We start from the raw sequence: 24,844 nt of genomic DNA on the forward strand, positions 1-24,844 counted from the left end.
TAAGCAAGTAAGGGAATAGATATGTAATGCGTACTAAATAATGAAATCTAGCAACAATTATGTTATACTAAAAGGTGATATGTACTTAATGCTAATTGGGGAGGAAAGACATGTTATTCATTGCAATGTCTGTAGCTTTTATCGCTGCTATCATACTAACACCGCTAGTCATCAAATTCGCGTATCGGATCGGTGCGGTTGACCGTCCCAATTATCGTAAAGTTCACGCGAGAATCATGCCTAGAATCGGCGGGCTCGCGATTTTCGGAGCGTTTATTATTGGATATGCTATATTATTGCCGAAAGACGAGCACGCTGTAAGCATCTTAATCGGTGCGGTACTGATCGTCATGATTGGCTTTTTGGATGATATGCTGGAAATAACAGCAAAAGCAAAAATGTTAGGTCAGCTAGTAGCTGCGTTAGTCGTTGTACTATGGGGCGGATTACAAATTGAGTTCATCAACTTGCCGTTTCTTGGACAGCTTGACTTTGGTTATTTAAGTATTCCCATCACGATTATTTGGATTATCGGTATCACAAATGCCGTTAACTTAATCGATGGATTGGATGGTTTGGCAGCAGGTGTCTCCACTATTGCGCTAATTGCCATTACGGTAATGGCTCTCTTAATGGGTGACGTTTTCGTTGCAGCGACAGCTTCCATATTGGCAGCAAGTTCGATAGGGTTCTTACTATATAACTTCCATCCAGCGAAAATCTTCATGGGTGATACCGGATCACTTTTCCTTGGGTTTATGATTTCGGTTCTGGCGTTACTCGGCTTTAAGAACGTTGCCGTCGTATCACTAGTAATTCCAATTATCATGCTAGGTGTTCCAATCTCAGACACATTCTTTGCGATCGTTAGACGAGTTCGCATGAAGCAGTCTATTACAGCAGCAGATAAATCGCATTTGCATCATTGTTTATTGCGTGTAGGTTTCTCGCATAGACAAGCTGTACTAACGATTTATGGTATCGCGATTCTATTTGGCGCAGCGGCTGTATTGTTCTCACAAGCGACAGTGTGGGGCGCGTTGCTTCTAATTTTCGTTATGCTGATTGTGATTGAGTTGTTTGTAGAGTTGATTGGTCTGGCAGGGGCGAATTATCGTCCGTTATTGAATTTAGTACGCATGATTGGTAAATAAATAAAGAGAGCCCTTGTCTGCTGCGAAGCGGGTGAGGGCTTTTTTTGTGGTTAAACTGATAAGGAAAGACCTGGATGGGGGAGGGAGCCGTTGATCGACGCTCCAGGCGGACGCTTTCCCATGGGCCCGCGGTGAGCCAACCAGTTCGCGTTGCTCTCTTTGGTTGTCTCACCTGATCGGGCTGATCCTCCGGCAGTCGCCGCCTTGCACTTACGATCAACTAAGTGTCGTATTCGAGATTTATAGAGTCAAAATCAAAGTCGACTTCAAAGTTATTTCTACCTGTAATTTGAACTTAGTACTTAAATAAATATAATGAATAAAATTAAGTCAGTTAGTAACTTTAATGTACTTTCAAACTATTTACAGTTACCAGGTAGGATTGTAGTGGAAGGCTGCGACTCCAGCGGGAATAGCGCGAGCTGAAAGCCCCGCAGGGAACGAAGTGGACGAGGAGATTGAAGCCGTGCCCGCGGAACGCGTCCGCCTGAAACGGAAATCCCAAACCACTCTCCAATTACCACTCTTCTTTCCCTACTTACTTAAAAAGCGATGAAACCCGTTAAGGTCTCATCGCTTGCGAATGATTTATTGATAATTGGTTTGGGCGGATGCGGATGTTTGGTCTGTGTCTAGCTCGGTTAGGGAAGAGGAGTCTGGAATCAGTCCGAGGTGGGACTTTAAGATTTGCTTCACTTCTTCTAACTTTTGCTCATCCAACCTGTAGTAGTAAATTCCCGTCGACATGTCATCGTAGCCGGTCAATGTGATCGTATCGACTTCGGGAAGTCCGCTTTTTATATACTGAATGAACGACAACATCTGCTTTGATGTCATATCGGTCTTCATGTTATCGCCAAGCGCATTGATGACGTCTCCGTATTTTGTGATCGATGTAATCGATGTGGCTTCTTTGATCATCGCCTGGAGAATCATTTGCTGGCGTTTGCCACGCTCGATATCACTATCGAGTTTACGTGTACGTGCTAAAGCTAATGTGTGGCGGCCATCGAGACGTTGAAAACCGGGCATTAGATGAATCGCATTTTTATCATTTTCATCTTTCTCGATTCGTTCGTACGGCACCTCGACTTCTACACCACCGAGTGCATCTACGACATCAATGAACGCATTGAAGTTCATTTTTACATAATAGTTAACGGGAATGTCAAATAGTTGTTCTACTGTATCAATAGAAGCTTTAGTTCCGCCATAGGCATGTGCATGTGTGATCTTGTCTTTATAATTAACGTGTGGAATGTAGACATACGAATCACGGGGGATGCTGACGAGTTTGATGCTCTTTGTTTTAGGATTCAAAGTAGCTAACACTAACGCATCTGATCTTCCGTGTTGTTCTCTTTCCTGACGTGCTTCACTTTCATCTACACCAATTAATAGAATCGATACTTTATCCGTTGCGGGTTCTACATATATTTCTTTTGGTTCCTGTTTCGCAATCGGTTCATAAGAACGGTCCAATACGGTCATCGCTTGGTTATGCAACTTGAAAGCATAGCCAGCAACGGCTAGAGCCGCGATGAAGAACGTGAATAATGCTATTTTCAAGAAGCGTTTCGTTTTAGAAACCTTCTTTTTCTTATATTCTTCTCTTTTCATTTTATACCTCCAGGTGTACGGCAGAAAGAACCGTAGATAGCGAATCTATGGGAAGTCACTTTTAACTAATAGAGGCAAATCTTCGCATAACGTTTCATCGTCATAGAATGAATTCAGACCTATTATTCATACGATTCATCTTCTACCATTATACCTGTTTTTCGAATGGACGTATAGTCAGATGTCGAACTCCAAGAATTCATGTCCAGTTGTGGCGAGGACTGCCTGACCGTTCGTCAATTCCATCATCCATTCCTGAAAAATCTCTTGTTCTTCTTCAGGAACATATAAAAAGAGTTCAACGTCCTCTTCATAGACGATCTCTTTTAAAGGGTAGTCGGATTGCCGTACTTCGTTTTCTACTTTGCCAAGCCAAGTATAATCAATAGAAATTTTCACTAAGGCGTGCAATTTTCTTTCCACTACACCCGTTGCGGCAATGCCTTCAGAAGCTGCTTTGCCGTAAGCACGAATTAATCCGCCGCCGCCGAGTTTGATACCACCGAAATAACGGGTCACGACGATGACGGTGTCTTTTAAGTGTTGTTTTTTCAAAACTTCCAAAATAGGGAAGCCGGCTGTACCTGAAGGCTCACCGTCATCATTCGCTTTTTGGATCTGGTCATGTTCTCCTATAATATATGCGGAACAATTATGTGTGGCTGTATGATGGTTCTTTTTGATGTCCTGTATGAAGTCCAATGCCTCGTGTTCCGTCTCGACTCTTTTGACAAATGACAGAAAACGGGATTTTTGGATGACGAATTCACTCTCTCCGTATAACTTTACGGTTTTATAATTGGCTCGCATTTGTCGTTCCCCCTACATTTGTAATATACTTATAATACTTTTACATCATTAAAATGATATACTGTATATGAAGTGTATAAGTATTTAGGCTAAACTGCAATAATGCTCACTTTGCGTAATTTCACATAGACGGGTGCGGGAGGGAGATATTTGAACGATAAGGCAATTGACATTCAACAGATGGAGAAAATCTTTGGCAACATGGTTAATGTAATGGATCGTTCGAAAAGCGACATTTTCTTAATTAGTGAACAAAGCCGCCGAAGTTTTGAAGAAATGCAAAAAGAGTTAGCAGAAGTGAAAGAAAGTATTTCTCATGTGATAACAGAAGGCGATTCTCTTGAGAGTTTGTCACGCCACTCACGGAAACGTTTGGCTACTGTATCTAAAGACTTTATAACGTATAGCGAAGAAGAAGTGAAACAAGCATATAGTGTGGCAAATGACTTGCTTGTACGTGCCTCCATCAATAAAATGGAGGAGAAGCAACTTCGTGAAAAACGGGATGAACTCGAACGACGACTAACGCTGCTGCTTTCTACAATTGAAAGAGCGGATCAACTTGTTAATCAAGTAACCACTGTAATCACATATTTGACATCTGATTTGAAAAATGTAAGTACAGCACTAGAAACGGCCCGACAGAAACAAGATTTTGCGGTCCAAATTATTCAAGCGCAAGAAGAAGAACGGAAACGATTATCACGTGACATTCATGATGGACCAGCTCAAATGCTGGCGAATGTCTTGATGCGTTCAGGTTTAATCGAAAAAACATTTGTCCAGCATGGTCCAGAACAAGCGATGCAAGAACTTTCTTACCTTAAAGAAATGGTAAGGGGAGCGCTATCTGAAGTGCGCCGCATTATTTACGATTTGCGGCCTATGGCTTTGGATGACCTGGGACTTGTTCCGACATTACGAAAATATTTGTCGACCATTAGTGAATACGAGGCTCCGCTAATCATTAACTTTCAAAGTAACGGAGCAGAAAAACGATTTGCTTCCAATTTTGAAGTAGGCATTTTTCGTCTCATACAGGAATCAGTAAATAATAGTATCAAGCATGCGAAAACTGATGAAATATGGGTGAAAATTGAGTGGTTGCGTGAAACCGTCAATATATTGATCAAAGACCAAGGTCTTGGTTTTGATACAAAAGAAGTAAAAGAGAAATCTTTTGGTTTGATTGGAATGCAGGAGCGTGTGGAGTTGTTGAAAGGGAAAATGAAGGTCACCTCGAAAGTCGGGGAAGGCACTTCAATACTTTTCCAAATTCCGCTGGACAAAGAACTGTAAGTAAGGTAATTATTGGGAGGAATAGAATATGGAAGCGACGAAAATTTTGATAGTAGATGATCACCAATTGTTCCGTGAAGGAGTTAAACGAATTTTAGATTTTGAAGAATCGTTTACCGTAGTAGCAGAAGGCGACGATGGAGTAGAAGTAGTGGAGTTGTACAGAGAATATGAGCCAGACGTAGTGCTGATGGATATTAATATGCCACGCATGAATGGTGTAGACGCAACTGAGCAATTAGTTAAAGAGTTCCCTGATGCGCGCGTTATCATGCTATCGATCCACGATGATGAATCATACGTTACACATGCTTTGAAAACAGGTGCACTAGGCTATATGCTGAAAGAAATGGATGCAGACGCAATTGTACAAGCAATCAAAGTAGTAGCGAATGGTGGTTCGTACTTGCACCCGAAAATCACGCATAACTTGGTATCTGAATTCCGTCGTTTAAGCGAAAGAGAACATAAAGGATCCTTCCAACAGAACGATATTCGTCGTCCACTTCATTTATTGACGAAGCGCGAATGTGAAGTTCTGCAATTGCTGACAGATGGCCAAAGTAACCGAACAATTGGTGAAACGCTATTCATCTCAGAAAAAACAGTGAAAAACCACGTTTCAAGCATTCTACAAAAAATGAGTGTAAATGACCGGACACAAGCTGTTGTAACAGCAATCAAAAATGGTTGGGTAGAAGTAAAATAATTAAAAATGAAAAAAGGTCTTTGCACGCTGAAGGCCTTTTTCTCTACGTAGGAGGGGCATATGAAGAAAAAAATAGCAGTCGCGTCCATGGCGTTGGTACTCGTATTAGGTGCATGTGGTAACCAAGATGAAACAAAACAGAATGATCCAGAAACTGGCGAAGCTGCACCGGGTAATGGAGCAATCGATCATGGAATAGATGATAATAAAGTCGGGTTCAGCATGGCTGGCGACGAAGTTGAAGAAGCAGTAGATGTACCCGAAGAAGAAAAAACAAAAATTCTAGCTGCTTTTGACAACTATATCGAGACGCTGAACAATCAGGATGTCGAAGGGTATCTGGCTACACTTTCACCTAAAGGCTATGACTTAGATGAAGAGCGTCAAGCTACAGAAGAAATGCTTGAGAATACTACAATGAAACGCGAAGTAGACAATGAAACGATTGTAAAATATAAAGAAGACAGTGCACAGTTATTTTCTACGTTAAAAACTACATTCACGGATATTGAAACAGGAGTAGAAAATACACCTGAAGGCCGTCAAGTGACTGTGTTCAATAAAGAAGACGGTGAGTGGAAAGTGTTCTCTATCCACTTTATCGGCGATGAACCAGGTAACCAATAAACGAGTACACATATCAATTTTGTGACAAAACTTCCAGTACTGACAACTGGAAGTTTTTTTATGCAAAAAAAAGCCATACTATGAGTACTTGCTTTTCTGCGCTAAAGGAATTATAATCGATGTAGGAACATACGTTCTGTAAGGAGGCGATTTCTGTGCCTTTGATCCCCGCGGAGGCAATGCCCTATTTAGAGAACTATATTTACCTGCCCATGCTATTGACGATTATGGAACGGGATCGCCAGTTACTGGAGAAGGTGCCGTTCAAACTGAAAAGTCCCTATCTTAATTTGCTAGACGAAACGATGCATACCGTATCCACTGATTTACAAATGACAGCTATGTATTTGCATAAGCACAAAATGAAAGTAGTACGCCGTTCAACAGATGAACTGTTTACGGAATATGTATTTTTACATGATGGCTATCAAGATATACGTCGCTATTTGAATGTACGCTTACGTAATCGATCGGAAGAACTGTTAAATTTGTATCTCAGGAAATTGGTGAATCGGAGCTCTTCGGGTCCATGATCATATAATATGAACTGCGTAACTGCTCCTGAGCATTTTCAAATCGTTGCGATAAAATATGTGACAAGGCCATCTGCCGATAAACGGTAGCCAGTGATGTATCAAGTTGCATTTGCGTATCGTTTTTCAGAACGACGGAGACGCCATCTTTGTTCTGAACAGCATCTTTTACTGCGTGATAAGCTACCCATGTGTTTTTATGTAAGGTAGGGGACAGTAAAGGGAAAAATAATAGCGGCTGATCATTTGAATGCGTCAGCATGATCGGAGGCTTTGGACGATTTCTTAAATCCACCTTGGAGCTGTTGATGATGGACTCGAAGTTGGAACGGTAATGCGCACAAGAATCTCTCATGATTTCTAATGGTGTTTTCTCAACAATGAACGTCCGGTCGCTTTCCACTACTTTTGTATAGTATGGGTTCGCATGTTGTCCATGAAGTAATGCAAAAGTATGGAATGTTACGATGTAAGACGACAGATAATGTGGATTAGCCATATTCTTCCCTCCTGTTTCATAGGACCATATACGTATTAATTATAGTATAGAAAAAACTAAAATCAACTGTAATGTTGGAAGATGGCGAGTATTCTATCAATATGTTGTTTTTTATCGAATTATTGGCAGGTAGCTGGTAAAGGTGAAGGCAACGTTGATCGACGTTGCAGGCGGACGCTTTCCACTTACGATCAACTAGTTTGTTGTTCTATCTATCATGTTGCTAATTACTGTTATTGGTGATGAGAATAGATTGGGTCGTTGCTCGATATTGGCTTGTGCATGGAAAGTGGTGAGGGTCGTGCTTTGGACTCGCACAGGCACGTGGGGGATTGCCTCCAGCCATGAGCCAGCTGGCGGTGGAGCTGCCAGTTGTCTCACGGCCACGGCCTACCCCGCAGTTGTGCCTGCGCTACTGAGTGGTTGACAAGTTAGATTGTGTTTTATAGAAAATGAAAACCAGTGACTGGGTGGTACGATTCTTCTGTCTTAGCAAAGTCATTAGGAGATAGATTAGGTCGTTGCTCGATATTGGCTTGTGCATGGAAAGTGGTGAGGGTCGTGCTTTGGACTCGCACAGGCACGTGGGGGATTGCCTCCAGCCATGAGCCAGCTGGCGGTGGAGCTGCCAGTTGTCTCACGGCCACGGCCTACCCCGCAGTTGTGCCTGCGCTACTGAGTGGTTGACAAGTTAGATTGTGTTTTATAGAAAATGAAAACCAGTGACTGGGTGGTACGATTCTTCTGTCTTAGCAAAGTCATTAGGAGATAGATTAGGTCGTTGCTCGATATTGGCTTGTTCATTGAAAGTGGTGAGGGTAATGCTTTAGACTCGCGCAGGCACGTGGGGGATTGCCTCCAGCCATAAGCCAACTAGCGGTGGAGCTGCTAGCTGTCTCATGGCCACGGCCGACCCCGCAGTTGTGCCTGCGCTACTGGGTACAAACCAAGTTGGGTTGTGGTTTATAGTAGATAAAACCAGTGACCTGGTAGTATTCGTTCCTTGTTTTTGCAAAAGAAGAATCAGAACTGCTCTACACATTATCTAACGAAGGCGGAAGCCATCCACCACCGCCGAAGTGGGGCCAATGATCGCCCCACTTACACTGCCAGTCAACCCGCTACCTTAGCATAAAAAAGGAAGGGTAGGGGTTGCAAAAACTACTACCTAACATCGTATCCTACTTACTATCCACCACCGCCACATCATCAAACCCCAACGCAAAAAAACTGAAGACATCCCCACATTCTTAGGGCATGTCTTCAGTCAATTGCATTTATTTAGTTCTGATAATCAATAGCCGCCGCGCCCAATGTCTTAGCCGCTGCCATCATAGCCTTTTCATCGAAATCAAAACGTGGGTGATGATGTGGATAAGCATCTGCTGGTTGTGCACCTGTGAAGAAGAACGTACCTGGAATCTTCTCGAGGTAGTAGGCGAAATCTTCGCCGCCCATTTGAGGTTGCATTTCTTCTACGCCTTTTAAACCAGGAATAGACTCAGCTACTGCTTTTAGGTAGTCCGTTTCTTTTTCGTGATTAACTACTGCTGGATAGCCGCGGAAGTATTCCACGGTGATTTCACAATCGTTTGCAAGTGCTGTACCTTCAGCTACGCGCTTGATTTCTTTTTCCATCTGGTCGCGTACGTCGTTTGTGAATGTACGAACCGTTCCACCTAGAACTGCCTGATCCGCAATGACGTTAAAGGCATTTTCTGAAACGAATGAACCGACGGATAAAACAGCTGATTCGATTGGATCAACGCGTCTTGAGACGATTTGTTGAAGATTCGTTACTAACTGTGAACCAATTACGATCGCGTCTTTTGTTTGATGCGGAGCAGCGCCATGTCCGCCAGCCCCTTGAACGGTAATGTTAAATCGATCCGCCGCAGCCATCACTGGACCTGCACAGTAATGGATCACGCCTGATTCGAGTAGTGACCAGAGATGCGTACCGAAAATCACATCGACGCCTTCTAGACAACCGTCTTCGATCATCGCAATAGCGCCACCTGGAGCTAGTTCTTCTGCGTGTTGATGGATAAATACATATTCTCCTGAAAGCTCATCGCGCATTTCATTCATCGCTTTTGCAAGTTGAAGGAGAGTGGCAGTATGGCCATCATGCCCGCAAGCGTGCATAACGCCTGGTACAGTGGAAGCATAAGGTGTATCTTTTTGGTCTTGAATAGGTAGTGCATCAAAGTCTGCTCGCAAAGCAACTGTTTTCCCAGGTTTCGCACCTTTGACTCGTGCCACGACACCGTTGCCGCCAACACCCGTACGTACGTCTACGCCAAGTTGTTTATAAAAGTCAGCGATATAGGCAGCAGTCTTCGTTTCTTTATATGAAACCTCTGGATTCATATGCAAATATCGACGAATCTCTATCATATCGTCGTAAGATTGTTCTAATTTCTGAAATAATTGTTCTCTCATTAATAAGTCCCCTCTCAAATATACAAATAAATCAATCATCTCGTTTAGTATAACAAGCGAATAGACGCATCGCAAACTTCGGGTACCGAAACATATTGTAGTAGAAGTGAACGAAATGATAGATCTAGAGGGCTGGCCATAAAAAAAGATTTGACGTAAAAACGTCAAACCTCTTCAGTAGGTGTTTTATAATGCGTTGTGTATGGAGCACTTGTGAAAATGTGTTGCGCAGCACCTCCAGCATCTTTGAAGTCCGTTTTATCGGATAGCTGATTACCAGGGGAGTTGTTCCAAATTTCATACAGACGTCGATCCGTCCATTCTGTTAGCAATGTATACGTATCATTGCCGATAGGACGCAATAAACGGAATGCGATGAAACCCGGCATGTTTTGAAGTTTTTCTCCCATATGCTTGTACTGATGTTCGAAAATCGGTTTACCTTCATCTGTTACCGCAACATTATCCATTGCGAAGAATCCTGGTTCTGTCAGTTGTCCGAAAGATCCTACCACTTCAAACTTCCTCGGTGTTTGAAATACGCTCTTGCCATTTGTTTCATGCAGCAACAGTGTAGTGCCGGCACCATTCATTAAGTGAATTGTTTCATCTACGTACTGATCTTTCACCTTTTCCATAAAGTCCATTGTTCCGGTTGTCATATAAATATTCATGTTAATTTCCTCCTTTGGCTAGTAACAATCGTCAGAGTGTAATGAGAACACTCTTATCCAGTGTATGATTCTACACTTAGTAATTCCCTAAAATCTCTTGTATCAAACACATAAAAAGCAAGCAAGTTAGGAATGATTGTCGGAAAAATGACAGAAGTCGCCCTAGTCTAAGCACAAAATTATGACAAAGGCGCAATTCACTATACATTGACTTGTCAACGGTTTATCATGAGAACGTATATGAGTTTCGCGAACGAAATTATAAAAATGGAAAGAGGTATCTCTGAATATGTCAACTTTTAATGATACGTTATTACGCGCTGCGAGAGGCGAGCAAATAGATCACACGCCCGTTTGGTTCATGCGTCAAGCAGGACGTTCACAGCCGGAATATCTTAAAATCAAAGAAAAATACTCCTTGGAAGAAATTACGCATCAGCCTGAATTATGTGCGTATGTAACAAAGCTTCCAGTAGATCAATATGATGTAGATGCAGCTATTTTATATAAAGATATTGTAACACCACTTGTAGGAATCGGAGTAGACGTAAAAATCAAATCAGGCGTAGGTCCTGTTATTTCAAATCCAATCCGTTCTGCACAAGACATCGCAAACTTAGGGGAGTTTTCAGCAGAAGAGCAAGTTCCTTACGTTTTGGATACGATAAAGATGCTGACACAAGAGCAATTGAATGTCCCACTGATTGGTTTCGCGGGCGCACCGTTTACACTAGCGAGTTATATGATCGAAGGCGGCCCTTCAAAGAGCTATAACCTGACAAAGTCGTTCATGGTTTCTGAGCCACAGGCTTGGTTTGCATTGATGGATAAGCTAGCTGATATGACGATTAGTTATATTACAGCACAAGTTAACGCAGGTGTGAAAGCCGTGCAAATATTCGATTCATGGGTTGGCGCATTGAATGTATCCGATTACCGTATCTTCATTAAACCTACAATGACTCGTATCTTCACGGAATTACGTGAATTAAACATTCCGTTGATTACATTCGGAGTCGGCGCAAGCCACTTGGCAAATGAATGGCATGACCTACCAGTCGATGTAGTCGGACTGGATTGGCGCTTGTCTATTAAAGAAGCGGGCGAACGCGGTATGACAAAACCATTGCAAGGAAACTTGGATCCATCCATGTTACTAGCAGACTGGTCTGTCATCGAAGAACGTGCGAAGGTTATTGTTGAACAAGGTGTAGAACACGGAAGCCATATCTTCAACTTAGGCCATGGCGTATTCCCTGACGTAAAACCTGCGACATTGAAACGCTTAACAGCTTTCGTACATGAATATAGTAAAGAATTACGTTCGAAATAATAATCCAACCATGAGGTGAAAATGATGACGAAAAAGAAAATGGGCTTACTCGTTATGGCGTACGGAACACCAAACTCCTATGACGATCTATTACCGTATTACACGCACATCCGTAGAGGCCGTCCGCCAGCTCCGGAACAAGTAGAAGACCTACGTAATCGCTATGAAGCAATCGGAGGCATTTCACCGCTTGCGAAGATTACGGACGATCAAGCAAACGCATTAGGCGCTCGCATGAATGAAGTACAAGATGAAATTGAATTTAAAGTATATATTGGCTTAAAGCATATTGCGCCATTCGTTGAGGATGCTGTGCAAGAAATGCATAAAGACGGCATTACAGAAGCAGTATCGATTGTCTTGGCGCCACATTTCTCTACGTTCTCCGTCAAATCATACAACGGTCGCGCGAAAGAGGAAGCGGACAAGCACGGTATCCACCTGACATCAGTTGAAAGCTGGTACAAGCAGCCGAAATTCATTGAATACTGGACGAATCAATTGCGTCAAACATACGATGCAATGGATGAAGCAGAACGTGAGAATACATGCTTGATCGTTTCAGCACACTCGTTACCAGAAAAGATTTTGGCTAACGGTGACCCATATGCTGATCAATTAAAAGAGACAGCAGAAATGATTACAGACGCAGCAGGCATTAAAACATACGCAATCGGTTGGCAAAGTGAAGGGCAAACGCCTGATCCTTGGCTAGGTCCTGACGTTCAGGATTTAACACGTGAATTGCATGAAACAAAAGGATATACGTCATTCGTTTACACACCAGTAGGTTTTGTATGCGATCACTTGGAAGTCTTATTTGATAACGACTACGAGTGTAAAGTCGTATGTGACGATATCGGCGCAGCGTACCATAGACCTGCTATGCCGAACACCGATCCTTTATTCATTGATGCAATGGCGGATGCTGTAATGGATCAATTACACGCAACGAAATGAATTCAATTGGATCGGAGTGAAAAAAGGACATGAGTGAACGAAAAAAAGTAGTCATTATCGGTGGCGGAATCACAGGTCTCGCTGCAGCGTACTATATGCAAAAAGATGCTCGTGAACAAGGACTTCCTATAGACATCACGATGATTGAAGCTTCAACAGAACTAGGTGGAAAAATCCAAACAGTCCGTCGAGATGGCTACGTAATCGAACGCGGTCCCGACTCCTTCTTGATCCGTAAACAAAGTGTAGACCAATTAGCGGCTGATTTAGGTATAGCGGATCAACTCGTCCGTAATGCGACAGGGCAAGCGTATATTTTCCTCCATAATCAAATGCATAAAATTCCAGCGGGTGCTGTCATGGGAATCCCGACAGAAGTCAAACCGTTTATCGCATCAGGCTTATTTAGCTTAAGTGGTAAATTACGGGCGGCAGGCGATTTGGTCTTGCCGCGCTCTGGAATAACAGGCGATCAACCACTCGGGAAGTTTTTCCGACGTCGCTTCGGCACTGAAGTAGTGGAGAACTTGATCGAGCCTTTATTGTCTGGAGTTTTTGCAGGAGATATCGATCATATGAGCTTGGAATCTACATTCCCACAGTTTTATGAAGTGGAGAAAAAACACCGTAGCCTGATTCTTGGGATGAAGAAAAGCCAACCGAAGCAACTGCCACAAAAGAACAGTCACAGTTCGAAAAAGGTAGGCGTGTTCCATACGTTCAAGTATGGTCTGGAATCTTTGGTTGAAGCGCTTGAACAACAACTGACCGATGTGACGATTATGAAAGGCACGCGCGTTACCAAGATAAAAAAACATGGTGAACACGCGGTCCTTACATTAAATGATCAGCAACAAATCGAAGCTGACGCGGTCATTATGGCGACAAGCCACACCGTAGCGAGTCGATTGTTTGAGCCGCATGGTTTGTTGAAAGAATTGGCAACGATTTTAACAACTTCAGTTGCGACGGTAGCTCTAGGTTATCCGAAAGACGCTATGAAGAAAGATATAGACGGAACAGGGTTCTTAGTTCCGCGCAGTAGCGATCATTCGATTACGGCTTGTACACTTCTCAATCGCAAGTGGCCGACGACGACGCCAGACGATAAAGTGATGGTGCGAGCATTCGTCGGACGGGTTGGGGAAGAAGCGATTGTGGACTTACCCGATGCTGAGATAGAGAAGATTGTCCGTAAAGACTTAGGAGACATTCTGCAACTTGAAGGCGAACCAGAATTCTGTATCATCACACGCTGGAAAGACGATCGACCGCAATACCGCGTAGGCCATAAAGAGAAGGTTTTACGTGCGAGGGAAGAATTGCACAATGAATTCCCAATGGTCCAACTTGCGGGAGCTTCTTATAAAGGAGTCGGCTTGCCGGATTGTATCGATCAAGGAGTCGTAGCGAAAGATCAAGTGATAGCGAGTTTATTTAACTAACATAATAGAAGCCGTACAACCAGTTTTATTGGTTGTACGGCTTTTTTAGTTGTATGTAGAAGTATTGATGGAAAACGCAGTTCGATTAGTACACGGTTTAGTTCATTTATGTATTTTGACATAAAAAAAAGCGAATATAGGAATATCCGCCGAATAGAAGTTTTGTTTTATTTTAGGTTGCAGTGATCACAGTGATTAGAGTAACACTCATGCTGTTCTTCAATTTCAGTTCCACAAGTCGCACAAACCTTCGCCGGCAAGTTCTTGAAAAATTCTACAATGCTTTCTACCATATTCAATCAATTCCCTTCTGTTTGTTGTATAACTCTTTGGTATATACACAGTGTATTATAACAGGTGCTGAAAGTCAACATTTCATTTATAGTTCTGTTAAAATGGATTCAAGCCTTTTGTGGCGTGCTTTCAAGAGGTTTTGAACGTTCTGAATTGAAAGAATATACTAAAAATAAATGTGACAATTTTGTGAGGAGAGAAGAAAATATGAAATTTATCGATAATCAAGGCGTTACAGACCCACGTATTAACCTAGCCATTGAAGAATATGTGCTCAATACGATGGATGTAGACAAAGATTCGTATTTACTGTTCTATATCAATGAACCTTCTATCATTATCGGGAAAAATCAAAACACTGTAGAAGAAATTAATACGGAGTTCGTAGATCGTGAAGGCATTCATGTAGTGCGTAGACTTTCCGGCGGTGGGGCTGTGTACCATGACAAAGGAAACTTGAACTTCAGCTTTATTACGAAAGACAATGGAGAATCATTCCGTAACTTTAAAAAGTTTACGGAGCCTGTAACGGATGCACTGGCAAAAATGGGTGTTAAAGCAGAATTGCTTGGGCGCAATGATATTTTGATTGATGGCCGTAAAATTTCGGGAAATGCACAATTCGCAACAGGAGATCGCATGTTCAGCCACGGCACGTTGCTGTTTGATACAGATATGGAAGGTGTCGTGAATTCACTTAAAGTGAAAAAGGACAAGATCGAGTCGAAAGGCATTAAATCTATTCGCAGTCGTGTCGCGAATATTTCCGAGTTTCTTGAAGAACCTATTTCAATTGAACAGTTTAGACAAGAAATCTTAAATTCTATGTTCGATGGGGAAGAAAATATTGAATATCGCGTGTTGACTGATGAAGACTGGACGAAGATCCGTGAATTATCTGCTGAGCGCTATGGTAACTGGGAGTGGAACTATGGTCGTTCACCGAAGTTCAACTTGCAGCAATCAAAACGTTTCCCAGTTGGCGGCATTGATGTTCGCTTGCAAGTGGAAAAAGGGTTGATCGAAAACGTCAGTATTTATGGAGACTTTTTCGGCGTTGGGGAAGTAAAGGAAATTGAAAATCGTTTAATTGGCTTGAAATATGAGCGCCAGGCGATTACGGAAGCGCTTGAATCAATGGACGTCGAGAAGATTCTAGGTGGAATTCAGCTAGAAGAATTCGTCAATGTTATTTATTAAGGAACAGCGCATGTCTTACGGGGCATGCGTTTTTTGAATACAAGAGATTCATTTATGTGCGTTCGGAAATACGGTATACTAGGCATAACGAGAAAGTGAGGGGTTACGGTGAAACATCGAATATTCATTGTGGAAGATGATTTGAAAATTGCACAATTATTGGCGGGAACGCTTGAGAAATATCAGTATGAAGTCGCGATTATTCAGGACTTTGATCGAGTGGTCGAAGAATGCGTGGCGTATAATCCACATCTAGTGCTTCTTGATATCAATTTGCCGATCTATGACGGGTATTATTGGTGCCGGCAATTACGGCAGCATACGATGTGTCCGATTATTTTCATCTCGGCACGTTCAGGGGATATGGATCAAGTATTTGCGCTGGAAAATGGTGGGGATGATTTCATTACGAAGCCGTTCCATTATGAAATTGTACTGGCGAAAATTAAAAGCCATTTGCGTCGGTCATTCGGGGAGTATTCGCCCAGTCAGTCGGAGCGTATTATTGTATCCGGTGATTTGACGTTGTACATAGAACGGATGGCGTTGCAAAAGGGGGACGAAGAGATTCCGCTTCAAAAGAAAGAGTGCGTTATTTTGGAAATGCTGATGAGTGAGTCGCCAAAAGTCGTGTCGCGCGAGAAATTGCTTGAAGAACTATGGGATGATCAATCATTCGTTGATGAAAATACGCTCAACGTCAATATGGCGAGAGTACGCAAGAAATTAACCGATTATAACGTGCAATCCTGGATTGAAACGGTGCGTGGCGCTGGCTATCGCTTCATGCCGGAGTCGGAAGCTTAATGAAAGCATTCACGCTGTTCATTAGAGAACATATCCCGTTCATAGTGTTCCAAACTGCACTCGTGTCGTTCATTTTACTGTTGTTTTGGCTCGACGGCTTCCGAAATCCGAATACAGCGATCTATTCGGTTGCGATGAGTATTTTATTTACGACGGGCTATTTAGTGGCAAAATTCATCATGCGACGAACATTTTATACGAAGATCGTGGAAAAGCCGAAGCAGATGGAAGACGCTTTGATCCGGCACGTCTTGACACCAGAACATAAAATGACGACAGAATTTACACGTGAACTGTACCGCTTGTATCAGCGTGAAGTACAGACGTTGTATGACGGGCAAAATCGTCATATGCACTTCATGAATCAATGGGTGCATCAAATGAAAACACCGATCTCGGTCATTAAATTATTGTTGCAAGAAGATGAAATGGACAAGAAGAGTATCGAGCAGGAAGTCGAACGCATCCAAAATGGATTGGAAAACGTCCTGGTCAATGCACGGCTTGAAACGTTTGAAGAAGATATGCAAATTGAACGTCTTTTACTTAGAAAAGTGTTGCAAGAAGTGCTCAATGATAACAAACGTCTCTTTATTACGAACGGCTTATTCCCTGTGTTGAACGTCGATGAACATTTAACGGTTGCGACTGATCGCAAGTGGATCAAGTTCATGCTCAATCAATTCATTACGAATGCAGTGAAATATACATTTGAAAAAGGGAAGAAAATTTATGTCAATGCAGTCCAGCAACCAGAAGGACTGTGTCTGGAGATTGTCGATGAAGGAATCGGGATACCGGCATCCGACTTACACCGTGTGACGAAAGCTTTCTTCACAGGGGAAAACGGCAGATTGTCCGGTGAGTCAACAGGGATGGGGCTGTATATCGCATCGGAAGTATGTGAGAAACTCGGTCATCAATTGACGATTACCTCGAAACAAGGGGAAGGCACGACGATCGCCTTATTATTTAAAGACGGAGAGGCGGGTGAACAGTGAAATGACGCAACCAGTCGTTAAAATGGAAGATGTAACGAAGATTTATGAAGGTAAAGTGATCCATCGTGCATTGAATCAACTAGATTTCGATGTGCAAGAAGGAGAGTTCGTCGCCATCATGGGACCGTCCGGGAGTGGTAAGACAACCTTGCTGAATTTATTAATGGCGACGGATATTCCAACGACCGGCAAAATTGTGATTGGTGGTGTGGAGCCCGAAAAGCTCAGTCAAAATGACATTGCGCTATTTCGCAGACGGCAGATCGGCTTTGTCTTCCAAGAGATCAATTTACTACAAATGCTGACGGTGGAAGAAAACCTCGTATTGCCACTTACTCTGGACGGATTACCGATTGATGTAATGAAAAATCGTGTGGACGATATGGCGAACAAGCTAAATTTGCAAGACATTCTCGAGCGTCGACCTGACGAATTATCGGGTGGACAAGCGCAGCGTACTGCAATTGGAAGAGCACTCATTCATCAGCCGAGCATCGTACTGGCCGATGAGCCAACAGGAAATCTCGATTCGAAGTCTGCGAAAGATGTGCTCGAATTACTCGAACATATTAACCAACACGAAAAGACGACGATCATCATGGTGACGCATGACCCGATTGCCGCAAGTTACTGTGACCGCGTGATGTTTATTAAAGACGGTGAGTTTTTCAATGAAATTTACAAAGACGAACGCCGGCAGACCTTTTTCCAGCGAATCTTGAATGTGTTGTCATTACTTGGAGGTAATGTGAATGACTTTTCGACAGTTCGCTTACCGTAATGTTCTACGTAATCGCCGAGTGTATGCGGCATTTTTCATGGCGAGTGTATTTTCCGTCATGGTCTTTTTCCTTTACTCGATGTTATTATTTCATCCATCGATTGAAAACTCCTTTCTAAAAGAGATTTCCGTACTTGGTATGGGAATAGCGGAACTCATTCTATTCATTTTCACGTTGTTTTTCCTATTTTATTCGATGCGTGCATTTTTGCAGGCACGATCTAAAGAGTTCGGGGTATTACTACTTCTCGGAATGGCAAAGCGCCAACTGCACCGACTGATTTTCATCGAGACGATGCTACTTGGATTTGCCTCTATCATAAGCGGGATATTCCTCGGCTTTATGTTCTCCAAGTTCTTCTTTATGATTGTCAAAGCGATCGTACAGATTCCGATATTACCGCTTTATCTGTCATGGAAACCATTCGTGCTGACAATGGGTGCATTTCTTAGTTTATTCGCTATCATTTCATATATCGCACCCGTATTCATTCAGCAAGGACAAGTATCGGACTTATTAAATGGAGACATGGCGGTTCAGTCGGTTTATTCGTACTCGAAAAGCCGTGGAGTCTTCGGTGTCGTACTATTGCTGATGGCTTACGCAATGGCGGCACTCGTATCGCGCTCGAGTATTATCAGCCTGTTTTTCTTGCTACCGCCACTCATTACGATCGGAACCTATTTCTTTTTCACAGACACCTTGCCGCTCGTATTGCATGCACTGCGACGGCAAAAGAAATTCTTCTGGCGTGATTACTGGATGATCTCGATCTCGGAAAGCATCGTACGGTTGAAAGAAAACGCGCGGATGTTCTTTATCGTCACCATTGTGTCGACGGTCGCATTCATGTCCGTCGGTATTCTCGCATCCTTGACGTCATTCGCCTCGCAATACCGCGAAGTGAATCCACTCGGTCTAGTGTATAAAAGTTTGCCGCATAATGAATTCGAGTACCCACATATCGCTCAATTGACGAATGAACTCGAGCAACAAGGTTTGGATTACTGGGCTGTGCGTTTCCGCGTACTTGAGCAACAGTCTTCCTACACAAAGAACAAAGTCAATATCGTCAAGTTGTCCGATCTGAATGAACTGGCCGCAACCTTTGGTGAGAAACCTCTTTCATTACGGAGAGGACATGCGCTATTCCTACCGGCAACTGCCGCCGCAGCGAATCAATTGTCGACGGAATCAGTCAATACTGAACTGGCCGACAGTAAAGTATCCCTCGAAATCGAAGGGGTCTATCCGTATAAATTATTTCCACCGAACGCACTCGGACTCAATACGATCGTCGTGAATCATTTGGATTTTGATCGCATTGAAGAACAAGCAGGGCGTGGTTCGTTGGCGTTTAATTATTACGCGTTTAACGTCTGGGACTGGCAGGAAACACGAGAAATCGGACTGTCGATCAATGCCCAAGTCCTCGCAGGGCTCGTGCTTGAAGATCGCGATCCGGTGCGGTATGAGTTCGAGAATCCGGGACTGAATTACTCGCATATCCGTATGACGTTCTCGTTGTTGCTGTTTATCGGCTTGTTGCTGGCGGGGGTATTTTTCCTCGCGTCGGGCAGTTTTATCTATTTCCGATTGTATACGTCGCTTACGCACGATCGACGGCAGTATGCGGTGTTGCAGCGGATTGGGATGACGGATCGGGAGTTTAAGCGGATTGTGAATCGACAGTTGATCCCGCAGTTTTTCTTCCCGTGGGGTGTGTCGTTTATTCATAGTGTGTTTGCGTTTTTGTCGCTGCAGGTGATTTGGGATGCGCTGGCTGAGATTTCGATTGTCAAGGAGCTGGCGCTCGTGCTCTGCGGCTTTGCGCTGATGCAGATTTTCTATTTCTACTTGATCCGTTGGCGTTATATTGCACATATTAAGGCACCTACTTCTTAAGGGAGTGGGTGTTTTTTTGTTTTGGCATAGTTAAGTTCGAGTTCAAGTTCAAGTTCAAGTACAAGTGCAAGTGCAAGTGCAAGTGCAAGTGTGAGTGAATTTGTGAGTGGTTCGGGATGGAAGCTCCAGTTGGGGGACGCTTTCCCATGGGCCCGCGGTGAGCCAACCAGGTCGCGTTGCTCCCTTTTGGTTGTCTCTCCTTTCGAGCTGATCCTGCGGGAAGAGCCGTAACGAAGAACGGCTTTTGCGAGTAAAAGCGCAGCGTTAGGAGCACATCTTTGCACTTCGCCCCCAACTTCCGCTTCCATCCTACGTTGATAGTATGGTTACTCAGATCACTCATTGCCGATGGTGTGTTTAGGTGTTGTTGGGGTTTAACTTATTTAAGTTCAAGTACAAGTACAAGTACAAGTGCAAGTGTGAGTGAATTTGTGAGTGGTTCGGGATGGAAGCTCCAGTTGGGGGACGCTTTCCCATGGGCTCTCGGTGAGCCAACCAGGTCGCGTTGCTCCCTTTTGGTTGTCTCTCCTTTCGAGCTGATCCTGCGGGAAGAGCCGTAACGAAGAACGGCTTTTGCGAGTAAAAGCGCAGCGTTAGGAGCACATCTTTGCACTTCGCCCCCAACTTCCGCTTCCATCCTACGTTGATAGTACGGATACTTAGATCAATCACTGTAAGTAGTGTGTGAATTATTGTTTTGTCTTAACTTATTTAGATTCCAGTACTGAAGTTAAAAATCTATTACAACACGTATTTTAATGCACAACAAAATGTATCTTCTACTTACTTTGCGAGGGATTGGAGCGGCAGGCGGCGACTCGGGGAGGATCAGTGGGACAGGTGAAACACCCGGCGAGCGAAGCGAAGGGGTGTGGTTCACCGCCCACCCTCCCGAACGCGTCCGCCTAGAGCGCAAATCCCCACCCCAATCCCCCTGCCAGCCTACCCAAATAAATAAAGAATACAAATTTCTCAGTAAACTCTTGCCAATTAATTATTCTATTAGTATAATGAATGAATTACTGAATGGTTATTCATTCACTTGTTAGGGAGATGAAAGCATGAATCTAGTTTCGAGCGTCCGACAAACAGCGCAGACCAAGCCAAGTAAAATTGCCTATCACTTCATGGGGAAAGACACGACATACGCAGAGTTCGACATGTCCGTATCCATGTTCGCCAACGCACTAAAAGACCTAGGAGTCAAACACGGAGACAAAGTGGCATTCCTACTCGGTAACACGCCGCACTATCTAATCTCACTCTATGCCACTATGCGCATTGGAGCGACAGCTGTGCCGATTAATCCGCTGTACACACCGGATGAGATTTCATTCATCCTGGAAAATAGCGATGCCAAAGCCGTTATTGCGATCGATCAACTCTTGCCACTAGTAGAAGTAGCGAGCCAGTCATTCCCGACGATTGAGAACTATGTCGTCTGTGAAATGAGTCCGGATGCAGGGGAGAAGTTAGCTGCATTGTCTGATTCGGTTAAGCCGAAAGTTCATCCATTTAGCCTTTTAATGAAGCAATCGAAACCATTGACGGAAGTGGTAGAAGTTGACGAAAATGAAAGCGCTATCATCTTGTATACATCTGGAACGACAGGTCGTCCGAAAGGTGCTATGCTGACACACAAAAATATCTTCTCGAATGCACGTGACGTAGGAGACTATTTAGGCTTCTCGGAAAACGATAAAATCGTAGCGACATTGCCTTTATTCCACGTATTCGCGTTGACGGTAGTTGCGAATGCACCACTCGTTAAAGGAGCGACGATTTTACTAGAGCCGCGCTTTAGCCCGGGGGAAACCTTCCATATGATTCGCGAGCAAAAGGCAACGGTATTTGCCGGAGTGCCTACGATGTATAACTTCCTTTATCAATATCCAGAGGGGAAAACGGAAGACTTTGAATCCATCAGACTAGCTATTTCAGGTGGATCTTCATTGCCTGTTTCATTGCTGCATGATTTTGAAGAGAAGTTCCAAGTTCGTGTTTCAGAAGGCTATGGCCTATCGGAAGCATCACCTGTTACTTGTTTCAATCCATTAGATCGCGACCGCGTTCCGGGATCGATCGGCACGAACATCATGAATGTCGAGAACAAAGTCGTCGATGAAATGGGTGAGGAAGTGCCTGACAATGAAGTCGGCGAATTAATTGTACGCGGACCGAATGTCATGAAAGGGTATTATAAAATGCCTGAAGAAACAGCTGCCACAATCCGTGACGGTTGGCTCTATACAGGAGACTTGGCGCGACGAGATGAAAACGGTTACTTTTATATCGTAGACCGAAAGAAAGATATGATTATCGTTGGTGGATTCAACGTGTATCCTCGTGAAGTAGAGGAAGTGCTGTTCAGTCACCGCGATATTGTGGAAGCGGCAGTCGTTGGTGTGCCGGATATGAATTTTGGTGAAGAAGTACAAGCTTATGTAGTACTAAAGAAAGGTTCGGAAGCTACGGAAGAGTCATTGAATGAATTCTGTGCGAAACGTTTGGTGAAGTACAAAGTTCCGAAGTCCATTCAGTTCTTGGATGAATTGCCGAAGAACACAACAGGCAAGATTCTGCGCCGTTCATTAAAAGATCAAATCAAAATATAATAGTAAAGCAAACGAGTGATTAGACGGTAACCGTCGATCACTCGTTTTTTTGTCGTTCGTTCTTTACACATCCATTGCCAAGAGGAGTATCGTCTTGTTATGGTTTAGGAAGATACATTCAAGTAATAGGAGGGATTAGATGAAAAAACGACAGGTAGCAATTGAAGATTTATTTGAAACGAAATCGGTAACGAATCCGGTACTGGCACCAAATGATTCAGAAGCGGTATTTACGGTAACGGAGTTAAACAGAAAAGACAATGCGTATTATTCTGCTATTCACCATATCGAGTTGGAGACAGGCGCCGTGACGCGGTGGACGTATGGCAAACAGCAAGTACGTGCGCCGAAATGGTCTGCGGACGGCAAGCAACTCGCGTTTATATCGAATCGTAGTGACACCGATCAACTTTATGTCATGCAAAAGGCTGGCGGAGAAGCACGCGCATTGACGAACTGTACAGAAGGAATTGATTCATTCGAATGGTCACCGTGCGGCAAGAAAATTTGGTTTTCAGGGGCTGTTAGAACGGGCGAAACGTTTTCTACTACGGAGAAAAAAGAAGGTAAAATGCCACAGCCGATTCGCGTGACGAACATGAAATACAAAGCGGATTTCGTCGGGGTACTGCCGCAAGAAGTTTACACACAAATTGGCTATGTCGACATTGCGACTTGCGCTGTCTTTGATTTTACGTCGGAACCATTCGATCATACGCTTGAAGCGGTGTCGCATGACGGCAAGCAACTGGTGATAGCCGTCAATCGCAATAAAAACGTCGATCATGACTTCAGTTTACCGTTAGTGCTCGTGGACATCGAGACGAAAAACGAAACGATGATCCTTGACGAACAAGGATACTTCGGCGAGGTTGCATTCTCAAAAGACGATCGCTATATCGCGTATACAGGCTATGCTTTGACGTTCGCCAACGTTACGCAAGCAGATGTATTCGTCTATGACCAATCAAACGGTCAGACGATGAATCTGACAGCAGGCATCGACGCACCGATCGGAGACGAAAGTATATCTGATCACTTGCAGCAAACGATCGCACCAGGTGTCGTCTGGACAGAAGACGAGCAACTTTATTTCCAACTATCGAGTATGGGGGACGTTCGTCTATATGCGGCTACACTCGACGGTGCCATTTATCCTGCGACGGGCGAAGAAGAACATGTCTACGGCTATGATGTCGCAACTAATGCTGAATTTGCTTTGCTAACGGTCAGCACGATGACGAACCCAGGAGAACTGTATCGTCAAACGATAGCGACAGGCGAACGGACGAAGCTGACTTCATTCAATGAAGACTGGCTGAAGAAAGTGGAATTGGTGGAGCCTGAAACGATCCACTATACGAACGGCAATACAAACGTCCAAGGGTGGCTCATGAAACCGGCGAACTTTACAGAAGGCGAAACGTATCCGTTGATCGTTGAAATACACGGTGGACCGCATGCGATGTACGGCTTTACGTATTTCCATGAGATGCAGGTGCTCGCAGCAGAAGGTTATGGCGTTCTCTATCTTAATCCACGTGGCAGTCACGGCTACAGTCAAGCGTTTGTCGACGCAGTGCGTGGCGATTACGGTGGTGGCGGATACGAAGATATTATGGCAGGGCTGGATGAAGTGTTGAAAACCGAAAACTGGATCGACGAAACACGACTTGGCGTAACAGGGGGGAGCTATGGTGGCTTCATGACGAACTGGATCGTCGGACATACCAACCGCTTCAAAGCAGCTGTCACGCAACGATCGATCTGTAACTGGATCAGCTTCTTCGGTGTATCGAATATTGGCTACTACTTCACAGACTGGCATTTACAAGCCGGAATGAAAGACGTCGACAAGTTATGGAACCAATCACCGCTAAAATATGCAGAGAACATCGAGACACCGTTATTGATTCTTCACGCAGAACGAGATTTCGTCTGTCCAATCGAACAAGCGGAGCAATTGTATATTACGCTGAAAGATTTAGGCAAAGAGACAGAATTTGTCCGTTTCCCCGAATCTGATCATAATTTGTCAAGAACAGGGAAGCCGAATCTACGAATTGCGCGATTAGAAGAGATTACCGGCTGGTTTAAACGATATCTATAAGGTAATATGAGATTGTATGCCC

At 43.7% G+C, this 24,844-nt stretch carries 23 protein-coding genes; 17 read left to right on the top strand and 6 right to left on the bottom strand.

Annotation, left to right across the window (positions count from 1 at the left end; all coding sequences use genetic code 11):
• Positions 1 to 110 precede the first annotated feature (110 nt).
• A complete protein-coding gene (locus SporoP32a_RS13410) occupies positions 111 to 1,154 on the top strand; it encodes a glycosyltransferase family 4 protein (protein ID WP_085428357.1) in 1,044 nt (347 codons plus the stop codon).
• Positions 1,155 to 1,742: 588 nt separating this feature from the next.
• Here the strand turns inward: SporoP32a_RS13410 and SporoP32a_RS13420 are convergent.
• Complete coding sequence (locus tag SporoP32a_RS13420; protein ID WP_085428358.1) at positions 1,743 to 2,774, bottom strand: LCP family protein; 1,032 nt, start codon at positions 2,772 to 2,774, stop codon at positions 1,743 to 1,745.
• Positions 2,775 to 2,951: 177 nt separating this feature from the next.
• Positions 2,952 to 3,584, bottom strand: a complete 633-nt coding sequence (locus SporoP32a_RS13425) for a YigZ family protein (protein WP_085428359.1) — start codon at positions 3,582 to 3,584, stop codon at positions 2,952 to 2,954.
• 150 nt (positions 3,585 to 3,734) lie between these two features.
• Here SporoP32a_RS13425 and SporoP32a_RS13430 point away from each other — a divergent pair, with 150 nt between their 5' ends.
• The 4 genes from SporoP32a_RS13430 to SporoP32a_RS13445 all read left to right on the top strand — a co-directional run bounded on the left by SporoP32a_RS13430 (position 3,735) and on the right by SporoP32a_RS13445 (position 6,752).
• The gene (locus SporoP32a_RS13430) at positions 3,735 to 4,883 is read left to right on the top strand and encodes a sensor histidine kinase (protein WP_198166172.1); all 1,149 of its coding nucleotides are present in this window, start codon (positions 3,735 to 3,737) and stop codon (positions 4,881 to 4,883) included.
• A gap of 28 nt (positions 4,884 to 4,911) precedes the next feature.
• The gene (locus SporoP32a_RS13435) at positions 4,912 to 5,592 is read left to right on the top strand and encodes a response regulator (protein ID WP_085428360.1); all 681 of its coding nucleotides are present in this window, start codon (positions 4,912 to 4,914) and stop codon (positions 5,590 to 5,592) included.
• A 60-nt stretch (positions 5,593 to 5,652) separates the two neighbouring features.
• Positions 5,653 to 6,219 carry a nuclear transport factor 2 family protein gene (locus SporoP32a_RS13440; protein ID WP_085428361.1) on the top strand — a complete coding sequence of 189 codons (567 nt, stop codon included), beginning with the start codon at positions 5,653 to 5,655 and terminating at the stop codon, positions 6,217 to 6,219.
• A gap of 155 nt (positions 6,220 to 6,374) precedes the next feature.
• Positions 6,375 to 6,752 carry a YhjD family protein gene (locus SporoP32a_RS13445; protein WP_085428362.1) on the top strand — a complete coding sequence of 126 codons (378 nt, stop codon included), beginning with the start codon at positions 6,375 to 6,377 and terminating at the stop codon, positions 6,750 to 6,752.
• Here the strand turns inward: SporoP32a_RS13445 and SporoP32a_RS13450 are convergent.
• Positions 6,715 to 7,251 carry a competence protein ComK gene (locus tag SporoP32a_RS13450; protein WP_085428363.1) on the bottom strand — a complete coding sequence of 179 codons (537 nt, stop codon included), beginning with the start codon at positions 7,249 to 7,251 and terminating at the stop codon, positions 6,715 to 6,717. The genes SporoP32a_RS13445 and SporoP32a_RS13450 overlap by 38 nt on opposite strands.
• A gap of 217 nt (positions 7,252 to 7,468) precedes the next feature.
• Here SporoP32a_RS13450 and SporoP32a_RS16905 point away from each other — a divergent pair, with 217 nt between their 5' ends.
• Together SporoP32a_RS16905 and SporoP32a_RS16910 are read left to right on the top strand one after the other, a co-directional pair.
• Positions 7,469 to 7,678 carry a hypothetical protein gene (locus tag SporoP32a_RS16905; RefSeq protein WP_157129987.1) on the top strand — a complete coding sequence of 70 codons (210 nt, stop codon included), beginning with the start codon at positions 7,469 to 7,471 and terminating at the stop codon, positions 7,676 to 7,678.
• A 35-nt stretch (positions 7,679 to 7,713) separates the two neighbouring features.
• Complete coding sequence (locus SporoP32a_RS16910) at positions 7,714 to 7,938, top strand: hypothetical protein (protein ID WP_157129988.1); 225 nt, start codon at positions 7,714 to 7,716, stop codon at positions 7,936 to 7,938.
• A gap of 594 nt (positions 7,939 to 8,532) precedes the next feature.
• On the opposite strand, the gene SporoP32a_RS13455 is transcribed toward SporoP32a_RS16910, so the two are convergent.
• Positions 8,533 to 9,696, bottom strand: a complete 1,164-nt coding sequence (locus SporoP32a_RS13455; RefSeq protein WP_085428364.1) for a M20 metallopeptidase family protein — start codon at positions 9,694 to 9,696, stop codon at positions 8,533 to 8,535.
• 164 nt (positions 9,697 to 9,860) lie between these two features.
• Positions 9,861 to 10,370, bottom strand: a complete 510-nt coding sequence (locus SporoP32a_RS13460; RefSeq protein WP_085428365.1) for an antibiotic biosynthesis monooxygenase family protein — start codon at positions 10,368 to 10,370, stop codon at positions 9,861 to 9,863.
• A gap of 289 nt (positions 10,371 to 10,659) precedes the next feature.
• On the opposite strand from SporoP32a_RS13460, the gene hemE reads away from it, so the two are divergent.
• Genes hemE through hemY form a run of 3 tightly spaced genes read left to right on the top strand, consistent with a single transcriptional unit; the run spans position 10,660 to position 14,108 of the window.
• Positions 10,660 to 11,703 carry a uroporphyrinogen decarboxylase gene (gene hemE, locus SporoP32a_RS13465; protein WP_085428366.1) on the top strand — a complete coding sequence of 348 codons (1,044 nt, stop codon included), beginning with the start codon at positions 10,660 to 10,662 and terminating at the stop codon, positions 11,701 to 11,703.
• Positions 11,704 to 11,727: 24 nt separating this feature from the next.
• Complete coding sequence (hemH, locus tag SporoP32a_RS13470; RefSeq protein ID WP_085428367.1) at positions 11,728 to 12,663, top strand: ferrochelatase; 936 nt, start codon at positions 11,728 to 11,730, stop codon at positions 12,661 to 12,663.
• A 29-nt stretch (positions 12,664 to 12,692) separates the two neighbouring features.
• Positions 12,693 to 14,108 carry a protoporphyrinogen oxidase gene (hemY, locus tag SporoP32a_RS13475; protein WP_085428368.1) on the top strand — a complete coding sequence of 472 codons (1,416 nt, stop codon included), beginning with the start codon at positions 12,693 to 12,695 and terminating at the stop codon, positions 14,106 to 14,108.
• A gap of 167 nt (positions 14,109 to 14,275) precedes the next feature.
• On the opposite strand, the gene yhfH is transcribed toward hemY, so the two are convergent.
• A complete protein-coding gene (yhfH, locus tag SporoP32a_RS13480) occupies positions 14,276 to 14,401 on the bottom strand; it encodes a protein YhfH (protein ID WP_085429090.1) in 126 nt (41 codons plus the stop codon).
• A gap of 208 nt (positions 14,402 to 14,609) precedes the next feature.
• Between yhfH and SporoP32a_RS13485 the strand changes: the two genes are divergently transcribed.
• From SporoP32a_RS13485 to SporoP32a_RS13520, 7 genes are all read left to right on the top strand, one after another.
• Positions 14,610 to 15,602, top strand: coding sequence for a lipoate--protein ligase (locus SporoP32a_RS13485; protein WP_085428369.1), 993 nt, complete (start codon positions 14,610 to 14,612; stop codon positions 15,600 to 15,602).
• A gap of 108 nt (positions 15,603 to 15,710) precedes the next feature.
• A complete protein-coding gene (locus SporoP32a_RS13490; protein WP_085428370.1) occupies positions 15,711 to 16,409 on the top strand; it encodes a response regulator transcription factor in 699 nt (232 codons plus the stop codon).
• Positions 16,409 to 17,410, top strand: coding sequence for a sensor histidine kinase (locus SporoP32a_RS13495; protein ID WP_085428371.1), 1,002 nt, complete (start codon positions 16,409 to 16,411; stop codon positions 17,408 to 17,410). The genes SporoP32a_RS13490 and SporoP32a_RS13495 overlap by 1 nt, the downstream gene beginning before the upstream one ends.
• 1 nt (position 17,411) lies before the next feature.
• Complete coding sequence (locus tag SporoP32a_RS13500) at positions 17,412 to 18,191, top strand: ABC transporter ATP-binding protein (RefSeq protein ID WP_085428372.1); 780 nt, start codon at positions 17,412 to 17,414, stop codon at positions 18,189 to 18,191.
• Positions 18,163 to 20,097 carry an FtsX-like permease family protein gene (locus SporoP32a_RS13505; protein ID WP_085428373.1) on the top strand — a complete coding sequence of 645 codons (1,935 nt, stop codon included), beginning with the start codon at positions 18,163 to 18,165 and terminating at the stop codon, positions 20,095 to 20,097. The genes SporoP32a_RS13500 and SporoP32a_RS13505 overlap by 29 nt, the downstream gene beginning before the upstream one ends.
• 1,061 nt (positions 20,098 to 21,158) lie before the next feature.
• Positions 21,159 to 22,712 (top strand): fatty acid--CoA ligase family protein, encoded by a 1,554-nt coding sequence (locus SporoP32a_RS13515; protein WP_085428375.1) that lies wholly within the window; start codon positions 21,159 to 21,161, stop codon positions 22,710 to 22,712.
• Positions 22,713 to 22,851: 139 nt separating this feature from the next.
• Positions 22,852 to 24,822: a S9 family peptidase gene (locus SporoP32a_RS13520; protein WP_085428376.1), complete on the top strand. Its 1,971-nt coding sequence runs from the start codon at positions 22,852 to 22,854 to the stop codon at positions 24,820 to 24,822.
• The last annotated feature ends 22 nt before the right edge of the window (positions 24,823 to 24,844 follow it).

Source organism: Sporosarcina ureae, from assembly GCF_002109325.1.
Taxonomy (GTDB): Bacteria; Bacillota; Bacilli; order Bacillales_A; family Planococcaceae; genus Sporosarcina; species Sporosarcina ureae_C.

Bases quoted from the DNA above. Each gene is read 5' to 3' on its own strand.
- hemH (WP_085428367.1), top strand. From the start codon at position 11,728: ATGACGAAAAAGAAAATGGGCTTACTCGTTATGGCGTACGGAACACCA.
- SporoP32a_RS13410 (WP_085428357.1), top strand. From the start codon at position 111: ATGTTATTCATTGCAATGTCTGTAGCTTTTATCGCTGCTATCATACTA.
- SporoP32a_RS13495 (WP_085428371.1), top strand. From the start codon at position 16,409: ATGAAAGCATTCACGCTGTTCATTAGAGAACATATCCCGTTCATAGTG.
- SporoP32a_RS13455 (WP_085428364.1), bottom strand. From the start codon at position 9,696: ATGAGAGAACAATTATTTCAGAAATTAGAACAATCTTACGACGATATG.
- SporoP32a_RS13450 (WP_085428363.1), bottom strand. From the start codon at position 7,251: ATGGCTAATCCACATTATCTGTCGTCTTACATCGTAACATTCCATACT.
- SporoP32a_RS13425 (WP_085428359.1), bottom strand. From the start codon at position 3,584: ATGCGAGCCAATTATAAAACCGTAAAGTTATACGGAGAGAGTGAATTC.
- SporoP32a_RS13515 (WP_085428375.1), top strand. From the start codon at position 21,159: ATGAATCTAGTTTCGAGCGTCCGACAAACAGCGCAGACCAAGCCAAGT.
- hemY (WP_085428368.1), top strand. From the start codon at position 12,693: ATGAGTGAACGAAAAAAAGTAGTCATTATCGGTGGCGGAATCACAGGT.
- SporoP32a_RS13435 (WP_085428360.1), top strand. From the start codon at position 4,912: ATGGAAGCGACGAAAATTTTGATAGTAGATGATCACCAATTGTTCCGT.
- hemE (WP_085428366.1), top strand. From the start codon at position 10,660: ATGTCAACTTTTAATGATACGTTATTACGCGCTGCGAGAGGCGAGCAA.
- SporoP32a_RS13420 (WP_085428358.1), bottom strand. From the start codon at position 2,774: ATGAAAAGAGAAGAATATAAGAAAAAGAAGGTTTCTAAAACGAAACGC.
- SporoP32a_RS16905 (WP_157129987.1), top strand. From the start codon at position 7,469: ATGTTGCTAATTACTGTTATTGGTGATGAGAATAGATTGGGTCGTTGC.
- SporoP32a_RS13500 (WP_085428372.1), top strand. From the start codon at position 17,412: ATGACGCAACCAGTCGTTAAAATGGAAGATGTAACGAAGATTTATGAA.
- SporoP32a_RS13505 (WP_085428373.1), top strand. From the start codon at position 18,163: ATGACTTTTCGACAGTTCGCTTACCGTAATGTTCTACGTAATCGCCGA.
- SporoP32a_RS13485 (WP_085428369.1), top strand. From the start codon at position 14,610: ATGAAATTTATCGATAATCAAGGCGTTACAGACCCACGTATTAACCTA.
- yhfH (WP_085429090.1), bottom strand. From the start codon at position 14,401: ATGGTAGAAAGCATTGTAGAATTTTTCAAGAACTTGCCGGCGAAGGTT.
- SporoP32a_RS13440 (WP_085428361.1), top strand. From the start codon at position 5,653: ATGAAGAAAAAAATAGCAGTCGCGTCCATGGCGTTGGTACTCGTATTA.
- SporoP32a_RS13460 (WP_085428365.1), bottom strand. From the start codon at position 10,370: ATGAATATTTATATGACAACCGGAACAATGGACTTTATGGAAAAGGTG.
- SporoP32a_RS13520 (WP_085428376.1), top strand. From the start codon at position 22,852: ATGAAAAAACGACAGGTAGCAATTGAAGATTTATTTGAAACGAAATCG.